The following is a 19843-nucleotide window of genomic DNA, read 5'->3' on the forward strand; positions in this document are numbered from 1 at the left end:
CGGCGCGAGGGCTCGGTAGGGCCGCCTATGGGGGACGCGTCCGCTTGCGGACGTCCAGGATGATTGCGACGACTGGGCTAACCATCCAGCAGCCCAATTCGGCCCGGGCTCGTTCTGCCAGCTTATTCATCTGCCGATTACTCAAGGAGGCCAGCGTCGTGATCGAGCTATGGCGGAGGCGCTACAACAGCATCCGTCCACACTCGTCGGTCGGCTGCCACCCGCCAGCGCCAGAGGTCGTCATCTGGTCAGAAGAGCCAAGCAGCTCAGCGCCGTTCGCTCGCCCCGCCATCGTCACACGGCCGCTGATGCGCTAACTTTGTACTTGGGCCACCAGATGGGGCAGGCCGTGGCGCAATGGTGCCGATTACGGAGGATGCTCCCATATTCAAGTTGGGCGGCGCATCCTAGCATCGTCGAAAATGGCCAGTACTTCACTACCGAGCGGACCGACTTCTAAGTCGCGCTGTCTTGGTGGCAGCGCATTACGATGTCTGGGAAGGCTGGCGTCGCCTACGTCCCGCCGGCCTACGCAAACGGGGCCTGCGCCGACGATCGCATCGTGTGCGAAATGGTTCCTCGCCGCTTCGTTTCCTATACAGGCCAACGACTGCAACGTTTAGGCATCATTGAACAATGACGAGGGATATTCGGCCGCGTGGATGCCGATATAATCGCGTGCAGCAACGCAGATTGCTGCGATTTGCCAAACGAATAGCGCAAAGCAGATAATCTTTGCGCTTTCGTCAAAATGTTCAAATTCAGCCAGCAGGCAAAATTTGATAAGTCCCAAGCAAAGCGGCAATGCCGTTTTGCTTGGGACTGGGTCCTCTTCAGCCATTCACCAACGGTAGCGCAGCGTCGCCAGCACGGTTTGACGATTGCCGTAGAAGCAGCCGGTCGCGGCGATGCAGGTCGATACGTAGGTCTTATCGAACAGGTTCGTCGCATTGACGGCGAGATCCACGCCTTTCAGCGCTGGATAGCGGTAGCCGAAATCATACCGAACGGCCGCGTCGACCAGGGTGACGACCGGGATATGATAGAGGTTGGCGTTGTCCCCCACCGAGGCGCCTATGTAGCGCACGCCTGCCCCGAGACCGAGCCCGGCCCAATCGCCCGTTCGGAACGTGTAGTCGAGCCAAGCCGATGCTTGGTGCTGGGGCACGAAGGGGAGTTCGTTCCCGATGATGCTTGCCCCGGCCGCGTTCGCATTCGCCTTGGTGATCTCGCTGTTCATGGCGGCGTAGGAGGCGATCAGGTCGAGACTCTCGGTCAGGCTTGCCTTGACCTCCAGTTCCACGCCGCGGACGCGGGCCTCGCCGGTCTGTGCATTGAACCGGAAATCCGTCGGGTCCGGTGTCAGAACGTTCTTCTGCGTCAGATCGAATACCGTTCCCGTCATGAGGAGGTTCGTACCGGGCGGCTGAAACTTGATGCCGCCTTCGATCTGCTCACCCTCCGTCGGTGCGAAGGGCTGACCGGCGCGGTTCGTCCCGGCCGTGGGCTGGAACGAGGTGGCGTAGCTGATGTAAGGGGCCAATCCGCCGTCCAGCAGATAGCTCAGCCCGACGCGGCCCGTGAAAGCAGCGTCATCCTGTTTCACTCGCGTGAGTGCGCCGGTCGCGGCATTCGTCGTGCGGGTCACCGCGTCGGCCCAGTCCTGACGCCCGCTGACGGTCAGGCGGAAGCCGCCGAAGCGGATCTCGTCCTGCGCGTAGAGTCCGGTCTGGTTTCGTCCCTGGGTGATCCGCGTTCCGAGCGGGGGACGCGTGACCGTGCCTGCATAGACCGGGGCGAACACGTCGACGGATGGCACGATCCGTAGCTGGGACTCATCGTACCGGGCATCCTCGCGCAGGTAGTCCGCGCCGAGGAGAAGCGTATGCGCGAAGGGGCCGGTGGAGAAGCGGGCTTCGGCCTGGTTGTCGATGTTGAACAGGTCGGACCTCTCCGGGAAGGCCCAGGCGTAGCGGGAGAGCGTGCTGTTATCGGCGCCGAGGCCGATTGCCTGCACACGCTGGGTATTGGCGTCGACATGCGAGTAACGCAGGTTCTGCCGGACGGTCCAGACGTCGTTGAAGCGATGTTCGAACGCGTATCCGATGAAGCCTTGCTGCAGCTTGAACCGGTCGTAATTCGGCTCTCCGATGAAGCGTTTCGTAGGGATGCGGCCCTTCGGGTTCGCGTAGAGTGTGCCCAGGGCGGGCAAGCCCTGAGGCGCTCCCCCGCCGGGCGAATCGATGTTGAGATATTGTGACAGGATCGTCAGGGACGTATCGGCATCCGGCCGCAGAGTGAGGCTCGGCGCGATGAAGATGCGGTCTTCCTCGAGATAGTCGAGCTGCGTTCCCGTGGTGCGGGCCAGACCGGTCAGCCGATAGAGGATCCTGCCTTCAGGATCGATCGGCCCGGACAGGTCGAAGGCGGCTTGCGCACGCCCGAAACTACCGGTCTGGAGTTGGATTTCACGAAGAGGTGTCGCCGTCGGACGCTTGCTCACGAGGTTGAGCAGGCCCCCTGGGGAATTCTGACCATACAGTCCCGACGATGGCCCCTTCAGCAACTCGACACGCTCGAGACCATAGGATTCGACACGCGGTTGCGAGTAGCCCCGGGCTCCGAAGGGCAACCGCAATCCATCGAGGTAGCGGCCCGGCACGAAGCCGCGGACGTAGAGCCAATCATAGCGCACATCCGTGCCGTACTGGTTCATCACGCCGGGCGTGTAGAGCAGGGCCTGACTGACGCTCTGGGCCTGACGGTCCTCGATCTCCTTCCGCCCAACCACGTTGATGGCCTGAGGGGTCTCCAGGATCGGCGTTCCGGTTTTGGTCGCGGTGGCGCTGCGGCGGGCGACATAACCGTGGACGGGACCGATGGCGTTCTCGCCCGACACCTCCAGCATGTCGAGGGCAACGGCCCCGGCCTGATCCGGGGCGACGATACCGGCCTGTGCCACCACGCGTAGGAGGGTGGCGGATCGCTCGGCGGTGAACTGGGGCGTCAGTCCCGTGCCGGCCAGGAGCCGCCGCAACCCTTCGGCACGGTCGTAGCGTCCGACGACTGCGACCGAGCGCAGATGTCGGGTGGCGCTGCTGTCATAGATCAACTGAACGCCACTGGCCGCGCCATAGGCCGCGAGCGCTTCGTCGAGGGGCATGGCGGGAAGGGCGAAGTCGATCGCCGCGTCCTGGGCCGGCATGAGTGCCGATGCCTGGACGAGATGTAACCGACCCATCGTTGCAGACGGGCCGGCATGCTCGATCGCCGCCGAAGCCGGAGCCGGCATGACGGCGACCAATGTCGCGAGACCGCTCAATCCAATGGCCATCCGGTACTGGTCCCGTCCCCGGTCTTGTCTGCTACGCCGCACCGTCATCAGCCCCATCGTCTCAAGGCGGCTTGCCACCGCTGTGCGACGGGTCGTGATCGCCCGTCTGATTCCTGAGACGCTGCGGAGCCCGTCACCCCGCAAGAAAAGTCCGTGACGGGTCAGCGCAGGATGACGAGCCGGTCGCCGAGCCTGAATTCGGAGAGAGCGAGGGCGGTGCGGATGTTCGTGAGTGCCTCCTCCGGACGGGACAGGTGGAAGATGCCCGTCACCCGCCGGGCGGAGGCCGCCGAACTGCCCAACACGATCCGACCGGGGCGATAGCGGTTGAGATCGTTGACGACCTGAGACAACGGCGTGTCGCGGAAGACGAGAAGGCCGCGTCGCCACGCCGCTGTCGTCGCCGTGTCGATGGAATGAATGTCCCGCGCCCCACGCTTCGTGCCGACCCCCTGGCCGGCGGCCAGCACCGTCGGCGGCGCGCCCGGTTCCGCCACCACTTTGACAGAGCCCGAGAGGCAGGAGAGTTCGGCGTCCGTCCCGCCGGTCCAGCCGGTGAGCCCCTCGGCCGGACGGCAGCGAACGACGAACTCCGTCGCCATTCCGGGACGCGTGGCCACATGCGCCGGACCGACCGTCAGGGAGATCGGACGCGCATTGGCGGGGACCGTGACGGCGACGGCCCCCGCATGCAGGACGAAAGTGCCGGGTTCAGCCGTCCCGGAATCGAGGGCGGTTTCGGCATCAAGCTCGATCCGGACCCCTCCTGGCAGATCGATCGTCCGCACCTCTCCGGTGCCGGTTCGGAAATCCGCGCTCAGTTCGGGCCAGTTCGCCAGGAAGGCAGCCCCACTCGCGGCGATGGAGGCCGAGGCGATGCCCAGCCCCGCACCCCGGAGTATCCGGCGACGGGCGATGTCACGTGGTGCCTCGCGGACAAGGGCAGGTGCGACCTGCTTCGGGAGCGCGATACCGGCTTGGCGCCACAGCTTTGAGGCCGCGATGAAAGCGGCATCGTGCTCGGGCCGCGTGCGCCACGCGGTAAGGGCCTCCGCATCGGCATGCGTTGCCGTCCCGGACGTCAACCGCACGATCCAGGCACGAGCCTCCCGTTCGACAGCCGCCGCGTCGCCGGATACGAGTTCCCGGTCGTGATCCCCGGCCATCATAGCCTTCGTGCCTTCTCCTCGTGGACACGCCGCAAGAGCATTCCCAGACTGTGACGTGCAAGGGCTACTCTCCCGGAGCGGCGGCTTAGACAGCCTATCCGGCCGCATGCTCGGAGCCTTCGCCGGTTATTGGCATGACTCTGCAACACAGCCCCTCGGTTGCCGGCCGTTACGTTGGAAGACGCCTCCGCCCGTGCCGCCCCGCAATCAGCGTCCATGGTGACCGATCCGTAGGCGCTCGGCGCAATGGTCCAGTGCCATCCGAACCTCCGATTCGACCGTGCGGAGTGAAACACCGAGATGCGTGGCTATGGCCGCATGGCTCATGCCCTCGATCCGGCTGAGACGGAATGCGGTCGCCCGGCGAGGCGGCAACTCGGACAGCGCCTGCGTCAGATGGCGGAGATCGGCACGTGCCTTGGCATCCCGGTCCGGTCCCGGTGCGTCATCCGGCACCGAAAGATGGGCGGCAATGTCCTCCGCGCTGAGCAGGCGTGCCCGACGTGCTTCGGCTCGCCGATGATCGATCGCCAAGTTCGCGGCGACCTTGAACAGGAATGCGCGTTCGTTCTGCAGCGGGGGATCGTCCAGGGCGACGTGGGCCACCCGAAGAAACGTCTCGTGCGCGAGATCGGAGGCTTCGTGAACACCCACCTTCCGACCGAGAAACCGCAAAAGTGCCTCGCGATGGGTGCGATAAAGTATGCCTAGCCGGGACTCCTGTTCGGACTGCGTTCGGGAAACGCGGAGCATTTCGAGTGCCGAGTTAAAGCATCCTGGAACAGATGCGCGTAAAGGATCGGATTGCAAAATTCCGATACACACACAAGAGGCAATTCACACAGAGCAGTGATGTGATCAATATTAGAATTGATACAATTAAATAATCAATCCGCCGCCATACGGGTAGCGTACGCAGCTACGACATCGATGCGCTCCTCGATCGTCTCACCGAGGAGGCTCATTGTACGGAGCGCAAATGGATTTGCGGTAATTACTCCGTGTGCCCCCGAGTGATGTCATACAGTGACGCATCGCCTTACCTCCTGCGCTCACTTCTCGGAGGCAGATCCTCCGTCCCGCCCAACACCATTGTCCTTTCGTTGTACGTCGAAACAGGCTGCGGTGAGGCGTCCTTGCAACCGGATGCCTGACACTGCTTCGATGCCGCATTGCCCCTGCCGACATCGCAGGAACGATCGAAATCACTGGTCGAAGCCAACGCGATCATGCCCGCGCTACAGCGGCCGAATCTCTTCGCGGCACGCTCAAGCTTCCTGACACTCGAACATCAGCGCAGCCGACTCGAATTCATTGAGGTGCGCCGTGCAAGACCGAAGGCGCCGATGAAAGCGTCGAGATAAGACCCATCCCATGTCACATCCGGCCTTGGCGCGTCGTCACCCACACTGACCAGTTACGTGGGGAGAGTGCGATGACCAAAGCTATTCGGCTGCTGGCTGGCCTTCTTGGCGCAGGATTGATCGGCAACGGCCTCTCCATGCTCGCCGCACCCGAGGCTTGGTATTTCGCGGTGCCGGGCGTGACCTCGACAGGCCCGTTCAATCAGCACTTCCTGCGAGATATCGGCCTGATCTTCGTGCTGATCGGGTCGGGATTTGTGTACGGTGTCGTGAGACCCGGCTCGCGTGTCCTGCTCTGGACCATGGGTGCGACCTGGCTCTCGGGCCATGCGCTGTTCCATGTCTGGGAGGTGGCCGTCGGCATTTGCGGGCCGGAGGTTCTGCCTCGCGACTTCCCCGCGGTGACACTTCCTGCGCTTATTGCGGTCGCCCTCAGCATCTGGTCGTTCCGCCATGCCGACCATTGACGATCCGACCCTCGTCTTCGAGCAGGAGCGGGTGCGGCTCGTCCGGCTCGCCTACCGCATGCTCGGGTCCATCGGCGAGGCCGAGGATGTCGTACAGGACGCCTGGCTCCGCTGGCGGCGCGTCGACCATGCCGAGGTCGGCTCGGCCGGTGCCTTCCTGTCACGCACGGTCACGCGGCTCTGCCTGGACGTCATGAAGTCCGCGCGGGTACGGCGCGAGACCTATTTCGGGACCTGGTTGCCCGAGCCCGTCGCCATGGCCCCGGACGAAGACCCGGGCGACGACCTGACACTCACGCTGATGTTGGCCCTGGAGCGGCTCTCGCCGCTGGAGCGGGCCGCGTTTCTCCTGCACGATGTCTTCGCGGTCCCGCTCGCGGACGTCGCGGTCACGCTCCGGCGTGAGCCGCCGGCGGTTCGTCAACTCGCCGCGAGGGCCAGGAAGCACGTGCAGTCCGCCCGCCCGCGCTTTCCGGTCGAGAGGGAAGAGGGTGCGCGGATCGCGAAAGCCTTCTTCGAAGCATCGGCGACAGGCGACGTCGCGGCCCTGCGCAGCATGCTCGCCGATGCCGTCGTCGTGCACTCGGACGGCGGCGGAAAGGTGCATGCATTCCCACGGCCCATCGTCGGCATCGACAAGGTCACGCGCATGTTCGAGGGCGCCGCACGCAAGTCGTGGATCCAGCATGCCCAAAAGCTGCAGGACCTTTGGATCGATGGCCTGCCGGGCTATGTCAGCCTGGAGCCGGGCGGAATGCTCCAGACCGTCGCCTTGGATATTCAGGCCGGACTGATCGTCGGCATCTACTTCACCCGCAATCCGGACAAGCTCCAGCGGATGGCCATGCGGTTCGGAGGGATGCCGGGAGCGCCGGTGTCTCACTGAGCCTCAACGGCGGGCGATTGCCAGTTCCTTGCGGCAGGCGATCGAGAACGCGCAGAGCGGATCGAGGTCCCGGGCATGGCGGATGTCCGAGAAAGCGGCGAGATCCTTGTTGGGAGCGAAGTAGGTCTCGCCGATGCGCTGCATGACACGCTCAGCCTCTTCTAGTGTCTCCGGCTCTCCGAAGAGCCGGATCTTGTTCACGATGGCATAGAGGTTGACCAGCTTGGCCAAGTCGTCGAGGTCATGCTCGAAGGCGTCGCCGAACAGGGTCGAGGCCTCGCGGATGAACTCGCCGTAGAGTGCCTCCCGTCGCGCGCGGTCCTGCACCAGGAGCGTCGCGCGCTCCTGGCTGTGCTGCGTCAACCATGTGGTCGCGAAGGAGGCCATCGCGCCGATGGCCGACCCCGCAAGCGCGGACAGCGCCGAGATATAGGCCGCATCCACCGGCGGGGAGCCTCAGGCCACGCGCTTCGGCTGCGCCGCCAGCCAGTCGCCGTAGCGCCGCTGCGAGAGCCACGCGTCGCCGGTGGGCGTCAGCCAAGGCCCTCCAAGGACCACCCCGAAATACGCGGCCGTGTCGTCCGTGATGACGTCGCGTGTCTCGCCGATGCCGTCGAAGTGGTGCTTCACCAGCTCGGCCATCGGCAGCCGGTCAGGGCCGGCGATCTCGATCATGCCGTTCCGGGGCGGCGCCAGGGCAATTTCGGCGACCTTCGCGGCCACGTCGGCCGATGCGATCGGCTGGATCGACGCGGAGGTGACGCGCGCAACGCCGTCGACGATGGCGGCCCCCGCAATCGCCGCGACGAATTCGAAGAACTGCGTGGCACGGACAAGCGTCCACGGCACGCCCGCCGAGGCGATCAGTTCTTCCTGGGCGAGCTTGGCGCGGAAGTAGCCGCTGTCGAGCAAGAGTTCGGTCCCGACGACCGAGAGCGCGACATGGTGGGAGACGCCGGCATTCTTCTCGGCCTCCGCGAGGTTCCGTCCGGCACGAACGAAGAAGTCCATTGCCGCGTCGTCGGCGAAGGACGGTGAGTTGGCGACGTCGACCACCACGCCGGCGCCCCGCAACGCATCCGCGAGGCCTTCGCCCGTGACGGCGTTGACACCCGTATTCGGCGAGGCCGCAAGGACCTGATGGCCGGCGGTTTTGAGAATGGTGACGACCTGCGAGCCGATCAGCCCCGTGCCGCCGATGACGACGATCTTCATGTGACGCTCCATCTTGTCTCCAGTCCCATCGGGACCGGTCGCCGTCATGACGAGGAATGCCCCTCGCGGTGTGACATCGGCGCGGACGATCGATGCGTCCGACTCGGGACCGGCGAGGGCTCGCCATGTGGGATGCTCGCGACGGGCGCGGCCTCGGAGAAAAGCCGTCCCGGTTCGGGCGTGCCGGGACGGCGTGATCCCATGGAAACCGCTCCTCGGGACGGATCCCGAGGAGCGGCCATTGCGGATGGATCATGCGTGCGCGAACCATGGTTCGAACGGGCGACCGGGTCGGCACTGACCCCATGCCTTCAGTAGTCCCAAAACAGGGGAACCCACCGAAAGGCGTCGCCATCGACCGCGACCCGACCGACGGAAGGGAACGGCAGGTGCGTGGCGATCAACTGCTCACCGGTCGCCGCCAGCTCCCGCAGAAGCCTGACGCGAACGCGAGCCGCCTCCTCGGGATCGTGTTCGAAGCCATTGTGCCAGTCTGGGTGCTCGAACCCGACCGTGAACACGGCGTCGCCGGCGAATGTCAGCCGGTCGCCGCCGGATGCCAGGCGGACCACGCTGTGCCCGGGAGTGTGGCCACCGGTGCGATGGACGACCACCCCCGGCGCGACCTCGTGCTCTTCATCGAACAGCCGCAACTGGCTGCGGTACTCCTGCGCGAACCGCTTGGCGGCTGCCCGAAGCGCGTCCGGGAACCCCTGTGGCATGTCGACATGAGTAAAGTCGGGCGCTTCCCAGAATTTGACCTCGGCGGCCGCCACATGGATCCGCAGGTCCGGGCGCAGCCGCTCCTTCACTCCCTCGACGAGGAGCCCGCCGACATGGTCCATGTGCATGTGGGTCAGCACCACGTCGGTCACGGACGCGAGATCAATACCGGCGGCCTCCAATCGCCTGACCAGTTGCCCGGCCCGCGGCAGGTTGAGGTTCGGGTCCAGCCCCAATCCGGCGTCGATGAGAATGGTCTGGCCGCCACTGCGGACAACCACCACGTTCAGCGACCAGTCGAACGCGTCCGGCGGCAGGAACATGTCGTTCAGCCAAGTCGCCCTCTCGGCCGCCTCGACGTTGTGTCCCAACATCTTGGTCGGGAGCGGCAGCACTCCGTCGCTGACGACCAGCACGTCGATCTCACCGATCCGCACCGCGTAGCGCGAGGGCACCAACTCCTCGGATCCCACAGGTGGAGCGCCAGTATATCCCGGATCGGTTCGTCCGGTATTGGTTGTCACTGCAGTCGTCATCGTCATCCCTTTCGTGGGACGCGCTTGCATCTGGCTCGTTAGGATCAAGAAACGCGCGTCATGCCACAGGGACGAGACTGGGTTGGCAGATGTGACATGAGCGATGAAACGTCGAACTCATCGCCCGTGGATGAACGGTTCTCCTCGATACTTCTCCTCTGAACGGACGGTCCCTCTTCCGACCAATAAGAAGCTTCGAAGCTGGTACCGAGCGTCGGGTTTCCACGTATGGGCGCGTCTCATTCCCCGCAGAGGAGTCGGGGGCTCGTCCGCACGCGAGGGCGACGAGAGGCTCCCGCAGGAAACGCGCTGCCCGGATCGTCTATCGCTGCGTGGATTCCACGAAAAACCGCTTCGAGATTTCGGTACGCACATGTTCGGGGAACAGGCACACCTGCCGGCAACTCCCGTCCCGCCAGGCTCACCGTCCTCGATGTCCCGCCCGTGGTGGCCCACGGTCCGCGAACCCGGACGAGCAGGCCCGCTTCGACGTCACGGGCGGCGATGAGGCTCGGGAGGTGCCCGCCCCGGCCAGGGTCAGTCGAAGCGTCGTCGCGACGTCGCTCGCCCGGATGGCGGGACGGATGCCGACCTGTTCCGTGCATTCCTTGCCGTCGTTGAGAAGGATGCCCATCACGCCGGGCCGCTCGCGCGCGACGACAACGTCGTGTTCCGCCAAGGCCGCCGACGGCGGCGCCCTCCGCTTCGCGGCAGCGGCGCTCCGCACCGGCGATGCCGGCCGCGTCGGTGCCGCCGATGAGAAGCACACGGCACTCGACATTGATTTGTCGGTGTCCGCGGCGAGGGCAGCCTGCGGCTCTCTCGTCGAAGCGGCGCCGAACCTTCCGAACCGCCGGCCGTTGCTGATCGACTTCAGCCGCACGGACGGACACATGACCCTCACGAAACTCGCTCTCACGACTATGCTGGCTGTCCTGTTGACCGCGCCGGCTTTCGCCGAGCAGCTGGCTCCCACCGGCGGGGCTGGGAACACTGGCGTCATGACGCCATCCATGGAGCCGGGTCCGGTGCCGCGGGCAAGCGGTGCGAGGGGCCGACCTGCCGATGCTATTCCGGGCAATCCGAGCCCGGCTTCCGTTCCTGGCAGCACGCCGGACGTGAATATCGGCGGCACGCTCACCAGCAGCCCGCCCGGCACCGGTGGAACTTCGGGCGGACCATCTCTTAGCGGGCAGTAGATTGAAGCTTGACCATGTGACGGTGCGACACCAGACCTAGGCATACCAGCCGGAACACGCCCGCTTGCAGCGCATTCTAAGCTCACTTCTCCCAATTCAACGCGTCCAGATGGGCCTGACAAATGTACAATCACATTGAACGTGATCGTCTTGCTACGCCTGCAACCTTGGAACCAGTGGTGCGCGGCTCTAGCTCCTTGACCGACATTGGGCGTAGAGAGCCAACCACTAATAACGGGACGATCCAGCCTACGTCGGCACCTCCGGCTCCATATGTCAGAGCTGTGTCTCCGTCGGTTTTTGAGAGTTTCGGCTCATTCTCCTGAGAAGGCTTTCCCGCAACCAGATCCGTGGCGTCGGCCTTACCACCGTGTGGCTGTCGTCACGAATGGGCTACGACCACTCGCCGTGTCGCGGGTTATCGTAGCCCATCCGTTTGCCCTCCATGCGCGGACGAGCGTGTGAATGCAGTGTGGAGGACTAGCGATAACCGGCGATACGTCATTCGGCTTCTCTACCAGGAAGCAGCTTGACCGCGATCCCGCGAGCAAGGCCGCCCATGCGGATTTGCTCGACGATGATAAAAAGAAGCGTATCCTCTTTCTCGTCCTGCACGGGGCAAAGGGAGGAAATAATGTCTGCAAACTGGAAATCAGTTAAAGACGACCTGGACTGGAGCCTGAACCAAGGACAGGATGTAAAAGGTCGCGCTGAGTTGAGGGAGGCCTTCAGCAAGGGCGATGCAAAAGAAATAGGGCACGTGATCGAAGTGTTTAAAATGGGCCAGCGCGACAGTCATAAGCTTGCAAATCTAGCACGATGCGCCCAAGAGGACGACAAGAGGCTGTACAATATTGGCCGGAAACTGATCGAGCTGAAGCCTTCATAAAAACCCAGTTGAGAAAGCGGATCGTAACACGAAGAACAGCTTAGGGTCATTGAAGCTGCCTTCACACGCCGACTGGAGAAGTAATGGCTTTGCCCATCCTCGCAATTTCTAGTTTCACGCCTCGCCTTGTTCCCCAATCGCGGATGGCCGGCACTGACCTGTTCGCGCGGAGCGAAGGCGGCTACACCCGTCAGCTTTATGGCCCAGTTCGCGATATCGGTCCCTTCGGGGGGGGGGCGCGAGACGGCCTCGACCTCGTGAATCCGAGGCGGGGGCGGGGCCATCGACAGGGGTCACGATATGCGGTCCAGCCGAAGATTGTCCGAACGCTGGTTGACGCTCGGGCTTTGGCTCATCGCCTTCCTCTTCGGCTGGTTCCTGATCGGCCTCGGCGCCCTCGTTGTCGGTGACCTGCCCCAGGTCGAGCACCGCTATACCCTCGAACAGTTCCTCGACGGACCGGCCGATGGCGCGGCGGCCGAGTCCCTCAAGCGGATCCGTCGCGAGCAGGACGACATCCGGCGCCGGACGGAGCAGGAGCAGCTCGCCCTCGATGCCGCGCGTTCGGCCTCGGAGGCTGCGCGCGAGACCTTCGCCAATTGGCTGAAGACCCGCGACGCCACGCAGCGCGTCGACCAGGATCCGGACCTCATCGCGCGCACGCAGGCGCTCGATGCGCTGAAGGGGGCGGAACGGACCATCGAGGAGCGGCTGGAAGGGCTGGCGAAGGCGCGGCTCGCCCTTTCCGAGCAGGAAGAACCGCTGACGCAAGCGGAGAGCGACCTGCGCGCGGCGGCTCAGGTCAAGCTCGACGCCGTCGAGCGGGAGCAGGAGCTGCGCGTCTTCGGATATCGCCTCGCCTTGACCCTGCCGCTCCTGGGGCTGGCCGGGTGGCTGTTGCTGAAGCGGCGGCGGGGCCGCAACTGGCCCTTCGTCTGGGGCTTCGCCTTTGCGGCGACCTTCGCGTTCTTCGTCGAGCTCGTTCCGTATCTGCCGAGCTATGGCGGCTACGTGCAATACGGCGTCGGCGTCCTCGTGACCCTCGTCGCCGGCCGTGCGGCGATCGGTGCCCTGCAATCTTATAACGAGCGGCAGAAGCTGGCGGAAACGCGACCGACCGAGGAGCGCCGGGGCGAAATCGCCACGGATCAGGCGTTGGAGCGGCTCGCCAAGAAGTCCTGCCCGGGCTGCGAACGACCGATCGCCCTCGACGACCCGAACCTGAACTTCTGCCCTCATTGCGGCCTCGGCGCCTTCGAACGCTGCCCGACCTGCGACCACCGCAAGAGCACCTTCGAGCGCTTCTGCCGGGCCTGCGGAACGCCGTCCGCTCATGAGGTGCGCCCTCTCGCCACCTGACGGTGACACCCCAAGGGGCGTTAGATAAGCGGCGGACCGTCGGACCGCGGCCGACGGCCGGGCCGGATGGGGGACGTGGCGCGTGCGGGCGGGGAACGGCCCGGTTCCGCTTGGGAACACTGAACGATTGCAACCCGCTAACTACCGCGCTTAAAGAGTTTTTAATGCTGATCTGTCTGTCTGATGTCTCCCCGACGGTCAGGAACGCGGTCCCGGCGTGACGCCGAGAACGATCAGCGTGAGATGAGATGAAGAAGCTCAGCCTGAGCCTGATGTCGATGAAATCGCTCTATGCCGTAGTGGCCGGAGCATCAGCGCTCGTGGGCATCCTCGTCGTTTCGGGCAGTCTCGCGGTCTCCAACCTGAGCCGTGATGAGGCGCGCAAGCCGCTGGAGGCCGCCCAAGCCTCCCAGCGCTTCGCCGCCGCCCTCGATCGCGGGGTCTACGACGTCGTCCAAGATCTCAAGACGCTCGCCGTCACCCTGAAGCAGACGTCCCAGCGCCTCGATGCGGATGAGCTTCAGCCGAAGCTGAGCGCATGGCTCAGGTTGCGTCCCGATTATGCCGAGCTCAACCTGGTGGGCCCGAATGGCCGCGTGAAGGTCGCCGGCAACGATCTCGGTTTCGGCCGGGACGTATCCGGCCGGTCCTGGTTCCTGCGCGCCAGGGCCTCCCAGGCCATCGTCGCCGTGCCGTCTCCGGGGGCGAACGGGCGGACGGTGTTCGACATCGCGCTGCCGGTTCCGGGCCCTGCGGCCGGCGGAGAGGGCATTCTCGTCGCCCGCCTGAACGAGGCGTGGATCGGCGAGATTCAGGACAGGGTGCTGGCTGCCTCTGCCACGGCGAGCGGCCCCGTGACGAACGGCGTCATGGGCCTGTCCATTCTCGCTCCCGATGCGCGGCCGAGTTCGGGCCTCATGGCCCAACAGACGTCTGGTGCCCGGGAGGTCGTGGAACAGGCGACGCCGAGCGCAGGATTTCGTGATCTCGCCCCGTCGGGCTGGCTCGCTGTCGCACGCGTGACGAATGCCGGAGCGCCGCGGAGCATCGAGGCCTCCCTTCCCGATAACGGGAGCGTGGTGCTGTGGCTGGCAGTCTGTCTTTTGACGGCCTGTGGCGGCTGGATCGTCGGCGATCGCATCGTGCGGCGGCTCAAGCTGATCGGCGAGAGCGAGCAGGGCGTCTCGTCGCCCTCGCGCATCGCTGAATTGTCGGAACACGAAGAGCGCCTCGTGGCACGGGAGCGCAGCGGTGTCCGCGCACTCCAGGAGACGCGCTCGGCCCTCTCGCGCATCCGGGAGCGCTTCCGCACCTTCGAATCCATGTCGGGCTGGACCTATTGGGAGATCGACACCGAGGCCGGCAGTGTCACCTGGAGCGACCCCGCCACGCACGCGAACCATGCGGTTCCGGACCGCGCCGTCGCCCTCACCGATCTCAAGAGCGGAATCGCCCCGGACGATCGCGATCTGATGGATTTCACGATGCGGTCGGCGCTGGACCAGCCCGGCCCGCATGACGTCGTCCTGCGCACCACCGGAAGTCTGGCGGAGAATGGCCAGCGGCGTCTCTTCGTCCGTTTCATCCGTGCCGAGGACGAGACGCAGTCGGCCAAGCCCACGATCCTGCATGCGCTGAGCCGCGAATTCGTCGGCGAGACCGTCAAAGACCCGAATTTCGTCGGTGGCGCGGAGGCGGAGGGCAGCGCATCTCCGGTCGAGCGGCGTCGCCGGGAGACCGATGGTCCCGTGGAATCCCGGACCGGTACCGTCCTGCGCAAGGTCGTAGATGGGGTGATCCACGACTTCAACAACGTGCTCACCGTGGTCATCGCCAATCTGGCGACCCTTCAACGGCGTCATGATCTTCCCTCGAACCAGGCACGCCTGATCGATGCCGCCCTGGCGGGCGCCCAACGCGGATCGAGCCTGACCCGGCGCCTCGTCAACTTCGTGCGCCGCGACGATTCCGGCCTGCAGGAAACCGACGTGGCCGTGACGCTGACCGCCTTCGTCCCGTTCCTGGGCGCCAACGTGCTGCACCAGACCTCGGTGGAGACCCGGATCCGTCCGGGCCTCGCCAAGGTCCTGTGCAGCGAGAAGGTTCTGGAGGCCGTCCTTCTCAACCTCGCCTTCCATGTCCGCGACATCGGCTCGGAAGGGTTCGCCATCGGTGCCGACGAGAAGGTGCTCTCCGACGACGAGGGGATCGCACTCGCCTCCGGCCGTTACGTGCGGATCATCCTGGCCAGCGGCACGCCTGGTCGCCATGCCACGACCATACCCTCCAGCGACAGCGAGGCGACCAAGGCGGTGGCGGCTCTCCTCACCCAGGTCGGAGGTGGTTTCAGGCTTCTGGCGGATGGCAGCAGTGCCACCGGCTTCCTCGCGGAAGTCTGGCTCCGCGCCGGGGATGCGCCCTCCGAAACCGAGGCGCAGGAAGCCGGCGCGCAGATGCCCGCCCTCCGGGTGCTCCTCGTCGACAGCGACAGCCTCGTGCGCCAGAGCTTCGCCGATGCGCTCACCGATCTCGGTCACGACGTCGTCCAGGCGGGCTCGGCCGAGCATGCCCTGGCCCTCGTCGACGAAGCGGCGACCTTCGATGTCATGATCGCCGATTGGGCCATGCCCGTAGTGAGCGGTCTCCAATTGGCCGTGACCATGACCAACCGCCATCCCCAGATCCGCGTCATTCTCGCGAGCCCGGGGGGGCAGTTGCCAGCGAGCGCCCGCGCGTTCCTGCATATCGAGAAGCCATTCCGCTATCCGGCCCTGGCGGCGGTCATGCGCGAGGCTGCCTGCAAGAACGCGGCGGTCGCGGCCTGACAAGGCGCGGGACGCCTCGTCCCGCGAGCTCGGATCGACAATCGCGGCTTCGTGGCTGGACTGGCGTGGGACGCACGTCCCGCCGGCCGACGATCCTCGAACCGCGATCGATGATCGCGGCATCCGCCTCGGATGTCGCCGCGCCCCCGTCGCGGGATGAGCCGGCCTGTCACGGACGTATTGGCTTGAGCGTTGTCGTCCCGTTGCGACACAAGATCGCGCGTCTCTGAGTAAGTTTCCAGCAAGCTTACGAAGAATGGTGGCTTCCCGGCCGCCGTTAGCTCTCAGTTAACGTTGACGGAACATAAAAGAAAACGCGTCGATGATAACGGTACCCGTTGAGGGATGCATCCGGGCGCGCCGGGACAACAGGGTCGTGCCCCCATGAAGTGCTTTGCAACTCTCGCTACTGTCCTCGTCCCCGCTTTGCTCGTCGGGATGTCGGCTCAGGCGGCGGATTGGTACACGGGCGCCGAGCCCGTGGCGCGGGACGACGCCTGGACGACGGCCGTGGATGCCTCGGCGGCCGTCACCTCGAACAGTTCGGCCTTCGGTTCGGTGACGGGGACCTTTGCCACGGAAGGCACTCTGCTTCAGAGCGGCCCGCGTATTCGCGTCGAGGCGGTCGCCGGAACCTACAGCTATCCCGGCCAGGGCGTCGCCCAGCGGGTCAACGGCTACCAGCAGGAAGGCGCGCTCAGCGCCGGCTACGAGTGGATCTGGCGCGACGCGGCCTTGGCCGGCTTCGTCGGCTTCAATGTGAGAAGCAACCAGCTCTCGATTCTCGACCCGGACAACCCCGTGATCGGAACCGGAGTCGGGGCCAAGCTCGCCGCGAATTTCTACGCTCGGCCCACCGAGAACACCATGGTCTCGGCCTATGGCTCCTACTCGACGCAGTTCAGCGCCTATTACACGCGCTTCCGCGCCGGCTACATGGTCGCCGACGGAATCTATATCGGGCCCGAGGCCATGGTCCTGGGCGACAATTTCTTCAGCCAGTACCGCATCGGCGCCCATGTCACTGGCTTCTCCATCGGCCCGATCAAGATGGCCGTGGGCGTCGGCTACGTGAAGGACCGGATCCAGGGCAGCGGCTACTATTCCAGTGTGGAGGCCCGGGCCGCGTTCTGAGGCCGTGCCTGCCGTGCTTCGTTTCGACGCGTCACACCATTCCGCGCTTCTTCGGCGTAGCAACCGCCCAATTGCATCCTAAACGACATATTAAGACCGAGATTTCTCGATTTTCAGCGTAGCAAGACAATCGCAACCGGTTGGCCGCAAAATGGCCGAGTCCGATGCCTGACGCTGCCGTGGATGTCGGATGCTGGAAGTTAAGCATTCTTCCTCACGACAGCTTCATGCACCCGCGCGATAATTGCTTGTGCCGACCGATTGCCCGCCCCCAGAGGGATACTCGTTTTGAGATCTGCATTGCGCTGGATCGTGTGGATGGTGTCCGCGGTCGCTGTTCTCGCTCTGCTGAGTCAGCCGATCAGCACGCAGGATCAGCTCGCGATGAGCCTGTGCGCCATGGTGGCGATGAGCATCCTATGGATTTTCTTCGACAATCCGCCGGCGCGGTTCGTCTTCCTGGCTCTCGGGAGCCTCGTGGTCCTGCGCTACATGTTCTGGCGCGTCACGAACACGTTGCCGTCCCCGTCCGATCCGGTGAGCTTCGGGTTCGGCCTCGTCCTGCTGCTGGGCGAACTCTACTGCGTCTTCATCCTCTTCATCAGCCTCATCATCAACGCCGATCCGCTGCGCCGCGCCACGCCGCCCCTGGGCCCGCCCGAGGACCTGCCCACCGTCGACATCTTCGTTCCGAGCTACAACGAGGATGCGGGGATTCTCTCCACGACCCTGTCCGCCGCCAAGCTCATCGACTACCCGGCTCACAAGCTCCATGTCTGGCTGCTCGATGACGGCGGCACCGACCAGAAATGCGCCGATCCCGACCCCGCGAAAGCGCAGGAGGCGATACAGCGGCGCAGCGAGCTTCAATCCCTGTGCAAGGCGCTCGGCGTCACCTATCTGACCCGGCCGCGCAACCAGCACGCCAAGGCCGGCAACCTCAATAACGGTCTCAAGCATTCGCAGGGCGAGATCATCGTCGTCCTCGATGCCGACCACGTGCCGTTCCGCTCCTTCCTGCGGGAGACGATCGGCCATTTCGCGGCCGACCCGCGCCTGTTTCTGGTTCAGACCCCGCACGCCTTCCTCAATCCGGACCCGATCGAGCGGAACCTGCGCACCTTCGACCGCATGCCGTCCGAGAACGAGATGTTCTACTCGGTGACGCAGCGCGGCCTCGACAAGTGGAACGGGTCGTTCTTCTGCGGCTCTGCCGCCCTCCTGCGCCGGCGCGCGCTGGACGAGGCCGGCGGTTTCTCCGGCGTCACGATCACCGAGGATTGCGAGACCGCCTTCGAGCTGCATTCGCGCGGCTGGAACAGCATCTACGTGGACACGCCGCTCATCGCCGGCCTGCAGCCCGATACACTGGTGGCCTTCATCGGCCAGCGCTCGCGCTGGTGCCAGGGCATGTTCCAGATCCTGATGCTCAAGAACCCGCTGTTCAAGCGCGGGCTCCACCCGATCCAGAAGCTCGCCTACCTGTCGAGCATGACGTTCTGGTTCTTTCCGGTGCCGCGCATGATCTTCATGTTCGCGCCCATGCTGCACATCTTCTTCGACCTGAAGATCTTCGTCGCCAGCGTCGATGAGTCGATCGCCTATACGGCGACCTATATCGTCATCAACCTGATGATGCAGAACTACGTCTACGGTAAGTTTCGCTGGCCCTTCGTCTCGGAGCTCTACGAATACGTCCAGGGCCTGTATCTCTTCCGGGCCATCATTTCGGTGATCGTTTCGCCGCGCAAGCCGACCTTCAACGTCACCGCCAAGGGAGCCGCCCTCGATCAGGACCACCTCTCGCCCATGGCGTGGCCCTATTTCGCGGTCTACTTCATCCTGCTCATCGGCTGCGGCACGGCCCTCTACCGCTACCTGTTCGAGCCAGGCGTCACCAACCTGATGCTGGTCGTGGGCCTTTGGAACTTCTTCAACCTCCTCACCGCCGGCGTGGCCCTCGGCGTGGCGGCGGAGCGCAGGACCACCGAAGCGAGCCCCTCGCTGGCGATCAACCGGCATGGCCGCCTCGTCTTCGGGGGGCGCGCTCTCGATGTCGCCATCGAACGCGCCTCTGCTTTGGGCTGCACGATCCGTTTCGGCGCCGAGGCGCTGCCGCCGGGAGCTGGGAGTACGCACCGCACCGGCCAGCTCTCCGTCGTCCCCATCGACGGTGCTCCGGTGCAGGTGCCGCTGCCGGTGGAGATCGGCGAAATGACCCAATCGGGCGACGAGATGGTGCTCAACCTCCAATTCCAGCCCCTCGATCCCAAGGGATACGGGGCGCTGGCGGGCCTGATGTACGGCGATGCCGGTGCGCTCCTGCGCTTCCAGCAGAGCCGCCGCCGGCACAAGAACATCCTTTCCGGCACGCTGCAGCTGATCTGGTGGGGCCTGGTCGAGCCGTTCCGCGCGGCGAGCTACGCCTTCAAGAGCGGACATGCCTCTACGGCGGAGACCGTGGCCAAGGCAGGCCCGGTCCTGCCGAAACAAAGCGCGCAAGCCCCCCTCCTGGTGCAGCAGCCGGCCCCTTTCACCGCACCCGCCGATACGCAGCCCACCCCGCCCGGCCCGTCCGACAATCCCCTCGTCGTCCGCCAAGGATCGAGCCGCATTCCCGGCAGCGAGGCCGCGACGGACTGGGTCCGGCTGATGCTGGAATTCGAGAACGACCGCCTTCTCGAAAGCTCGGGCAAGCAAGCGAGCCGTGGGTCGCACGACCCGCTCGTGCGGACGTGAGGCA

17 protein-coding genes are annotated in these 19843 nt (G+C 65.0%); 9 read left to right on the plus strand and 8 right to left on the minus strand.

Annotated elements, in window-relative coordinates:
• Window positions 1-59 precede the first annotated feature (59 nt).
• Window positions 60-317 (plus strand): integrase core domain-containing protein, encoded by a 258-nt coding sequence (locus tag ACYQML_RS06930; RefSeq protein ID WP_461235094.1) that lies wholly within the window; start codon window positions 60-62, stop codon window positions 315-317.
• 302 nt (window positions 318-619) lie between these two features.
• Here ACYQML_RS06930 and ACYQML_RS06935 read toward each other — a convergent pair whose 3' ends face one another.
• The 4 genes from ACYQML_RS06935 to ACYQML_RS06950 all read right to left on the minus strand — a co-directional run bounded on the left by ACYQML_RS06935 (window position 620) and on the right by ACYQML_RS06950 (window position 5256).
• Window positions 620-841, minus strand: a complete 222-nt coding sequence (locus tag ACYQML_RS06935) for a hypothetical protein (RefSeq protein ID WP_461235095.1) — start codon at window positions 839-841, stop codon at window positions 620-622.
• Window positions 842-3412 carry a TonB-dependent siderophore receptor gene (locus tag ACYQML_RS06940; RefSeq protein WP_461235096.1) on the minus strand — a complete coding sequence of 857 codons (2571 nt, stop codon included), beginning with the start codon at window positions 3410-3412 and terminating at the stop codon, window positions 842-844.
• Window positions 3413-3495: 83 nt separating this feature from the next.
• Window positions 3496-4500 (minus strand): FecR family protein, encoded by a 1005-nt coding sequence (locus ACYQML_RS06945; protein WP_461235097.1) that lies wholly within the window; start codon window positions 4498-4500, stop codon window positions 3496-3498.
• A gap of 210 nt (window positions 4501-4710) precedes the next feature.
• Window positions 4711-5256 (minus strand): RNA polymerase sigma factor, encoded by a 546-nt coding sequence (locus ACYQML_RS06950; protein ID WP_461235098.1) that lies wholly within the window; start codon window positions 5254-5256, stop codon window positions 4711-4713.
• A gap of 682 nt (window positions 5257-5938) precedes the next feature.
• Here ACYQML_RS06950 and ACYQML_RS06955 point away from each other — a divergent pair.
• Together ACYQML_RS06955 and ACYQML_RS06960 are read left to right on the plus strand one after the other, a co-directional pair.
• Window positions 5939-6334, plus strand: coding sequence for a hypothetical protein (locus ACYQML_RS06955; protein ID WP_207410996.1), 396 nt, complete (start codon window positions 5939-5941; stop codon window positions 6332-6334).
• Complete coding sequence (locus ACYQML_RS06960; protein ID WP_056428045.1) at window positions 6321-7220, plus strand: sigma-70 family RNA polymerase sigma factor; 900 nt, start codon at window positions 6321-6323, stop codon at window positions 7218-7220. The genes ACYQML_RS06955 and ACYQML_RS06960 overlap by 14 nt, the downstream gene beginning before the upstream one ends.
• Before the next feature lie 3 nt (window positions 7221-7223).
• Here ACYQML_RS06960 and ACYQML_RS06965 read toward each other — a convergent pair whose 3' ends face one another.
• From ACYQML_RS06965 to ACYQML_RS06980, 4 genes are all read right to left on the minus strand, one after another.
• Window positions 7224-7664, minus strand: a complete 441-nt coding sequence (locus ACYQML_RS06965; protein ID WP_461235099.1) for a hypothetical protein — start codon at window positions 7662-7664, stop codon at window positions 7224-7226.
• A gap of 12 nt (window positions 7665-7676) precedes the next feature.
• Window positions 7677-8435, minus strand: a complete 759-nt coding sequence (locus ACYQML_RS06970) for an SDR family oxidoreductase (RefSeq protein WP_461235100.1) — start codon at window positions 8433-8435, stop codon at window positions 7677-7679.
• Between the two features lie 311 nt (window positions 8436-8746).
• Entirely contained in the window at window positions 8747-9700 is a 954-nt protein-coding gene (locus ACYQML_RS06975; protein WP_461235101.1) for an MBL fold metallo-hydrolase, read from the minus strand.
• 415 nt (window positions 9701-10115) lie between these two features.
• Complete coding sequence (locus tag ACYQML_RS06980) at window positions 10116-10328, minus strand: hypothetical protein (RefSeq protein WP_461235102.1); 213 nt, start codon at window positions 10326-10328, stop codon at window positions 10116-10118.
• Here ACYQML_RS06980 and ACYQML_RS06985 point away from each other — a divergent pair.
• The 6 genes from ACYQML_RS06985 to bcsA all read left to right on the plus strand — a co-directional run bounded on the left by ACYQML_RS06985 (window position 10321) and on the right by bcsA (window position 19839).
• On the plus strand, window positions 10321-10893 hold the full coding sequence (locus ACYQML_RS06985; protein ID WP_461235103.1) for a hypothetical protein: 573 nt from the start codon (window positions 10321-10323) through the stop codon (window positions 10891-10893). The genes ACYQML_RS06980 and ACYQML_RS06985 overlap by 8 nt on opposite strands.
• Window positions 10894-11527: 634 nt before the next feature.
• A complete protein-coding gene (locus ACYQML_RS06990) occupies window positions 11528-11782 on the plus strand; it encodes a hypothetical protein (protein ID WP_461235104.1) in 255 nt (84 codons plus the stop codon).
• Window positions 11783-12082: 300 nt separating this feature from the next.
• Window positions 12083-13141, plus strand: coding sequence for a serine endopeptidase (locus tag ACYQML_RS06995; RefSeq protein WP_461235105.1), 1059 nt, complete (start codon window positions 12083-12085; stop codon window positions 13139-13141).
• Between the two features lie 248 nt (window positions 13142-13389).
• On the plus strand, window positions 13390-15966 hold the full coding sequence (locus ACYQML_RS07000; RefSeq protein WP_461235106.1) for a cache domain-containing protein: 2577 nt from the start codon (window positions 13390-13392) through the stop codon (window positions 15964-15966).
• A gap of 384 nt (window positions 15967-16350) precedes the next feature.
• Window positions 16351-17100, plus strand: coding sequence for a cellulose biosynthesis protein BcsS (gene bcsS / locus ACYQML_RS07005; protein WP_056428626.1), 750 nt, complete (start codon window positions 16351-16353; stop codon window positions 17098-17100).
• 288 nt (window positions 17101-17388) lie between these two features.
• Window positions 17389-19839 (plus strand): UDP-forming cellulose synthase catalytic subunit, encoded by a 2451-nt coding sequence (bcsA, locus tag ACYQML_RS07010; protein WP_461221297.1) that lies wholly within the window; start codon window positions 17389-17391, stop codon window positions 19837-19839.
• The last annotated feature ends 4 nt before the right edge of the window (window positions 19840-19843 follow it).

It is taken from the genome of Methylobacterium sp. CM6244, assembly GCF_054817885.1.

Bases quoted from the DNA above. Each gene is read 5' to 3' on its own strand.
- ACYQML_RS06995 (WP_461235105.1), top strand. From the start codon at position 12,083: ATGCGGTCCAGCCGAAGATTGTCCGAACGCTGGTTGACGCTCGGGCTT.
- ACYQML_RS06955 (WP_207410996.1), top strand. From the start codon at position 5,939: ATGACCAAAGCTATTCGGCTGCTGGCTGGCCTTCTTGGCGCAGGATTG.
- ACYQML_RS06985 (WP_461235103.1), top strand. From the start codon at position 10,321: ATGCCCATCACGCCGGGCCGCTCGCGCGCGACGACAACGTCGTGTTCC.
- ACYQML_RS06960 (WP_056428045.1), top strand. From the start codon at position 6,321: ATGCCGACCATTGACGATCCGACCCTCGTCTTCGAGCAGGAGCGGGTG.
- ACYQML_RS06935 (WP_461235095.1), bottom strand. From the start codon at position 841: ATGGCTGAAGAGGACCCAGTCCCAAGCAAAACGGCATTGCCGCTTTGC.
- ACYQML_RS06950 (WP_461235098.1), bottom strand. From the start codon at position 5,256: ATGCTCCGCGTTTCCCGAACGCAGTCCGAACAGGAGTCCCGGCTAGGC.
- ACYQML_RS06930 (WP_461235094.1), top strand. From the start codon at position 60: ATGATTGCGACGACTGGGCTAACCATCCAGCAGCCCAATTCGGCCCGG.
- ACYQML_RS06990 (WP_461235104.1), top strand. From the start codon at position 11,528: ATGTCTGCAAACTGGAAATCAGTTAAAGACGACCTGGACTGGAGCCTG.
- bcsS (WP_056428626.1), top strand. From the start codon at position 16,351: ATGAAGTGCTTTGCAACTCTCGCTACTGTCCTCGTCCCCGCTTTGCTC.
- ACYQML_RS07000 (WP_461235106.1), top strand. From the start codon at position 13,390: ATGAAGAAGCTCAGCCTGAGCCTGATGTCGATGAAATCGCTCTATGCC.
- ACYQML_RS06970 (WP_461235100.1), bottom strand. From the start codon at position 8,435: ATGAAGATCGTCGTCATCGGCGGCACGGGGCTGATCGGCTCGCAGGTC.
- ACYQML_RS06945 (WP_461235097.1), bottom strand. From the start codon at position 4,500: ATGGCCGGGGATCACGACCGGGAACTCGTATCCGGCGACGCGGCGGCT.
- ACYQML_RS06980 (WP_461235102.1), bottom strand. From the start codon at position 10,328: ATGGGCATCCTTCTCAACGACGGCAAGGAATGCACGGAACAGGTCGGC.
- ACYQML_RS06975 (WP_461235101.1), bottom strand. From the start codon at position 9,700: ATGACGATGACGACTGCAGTGACAACCAATACCGGACGAACCGATCCG.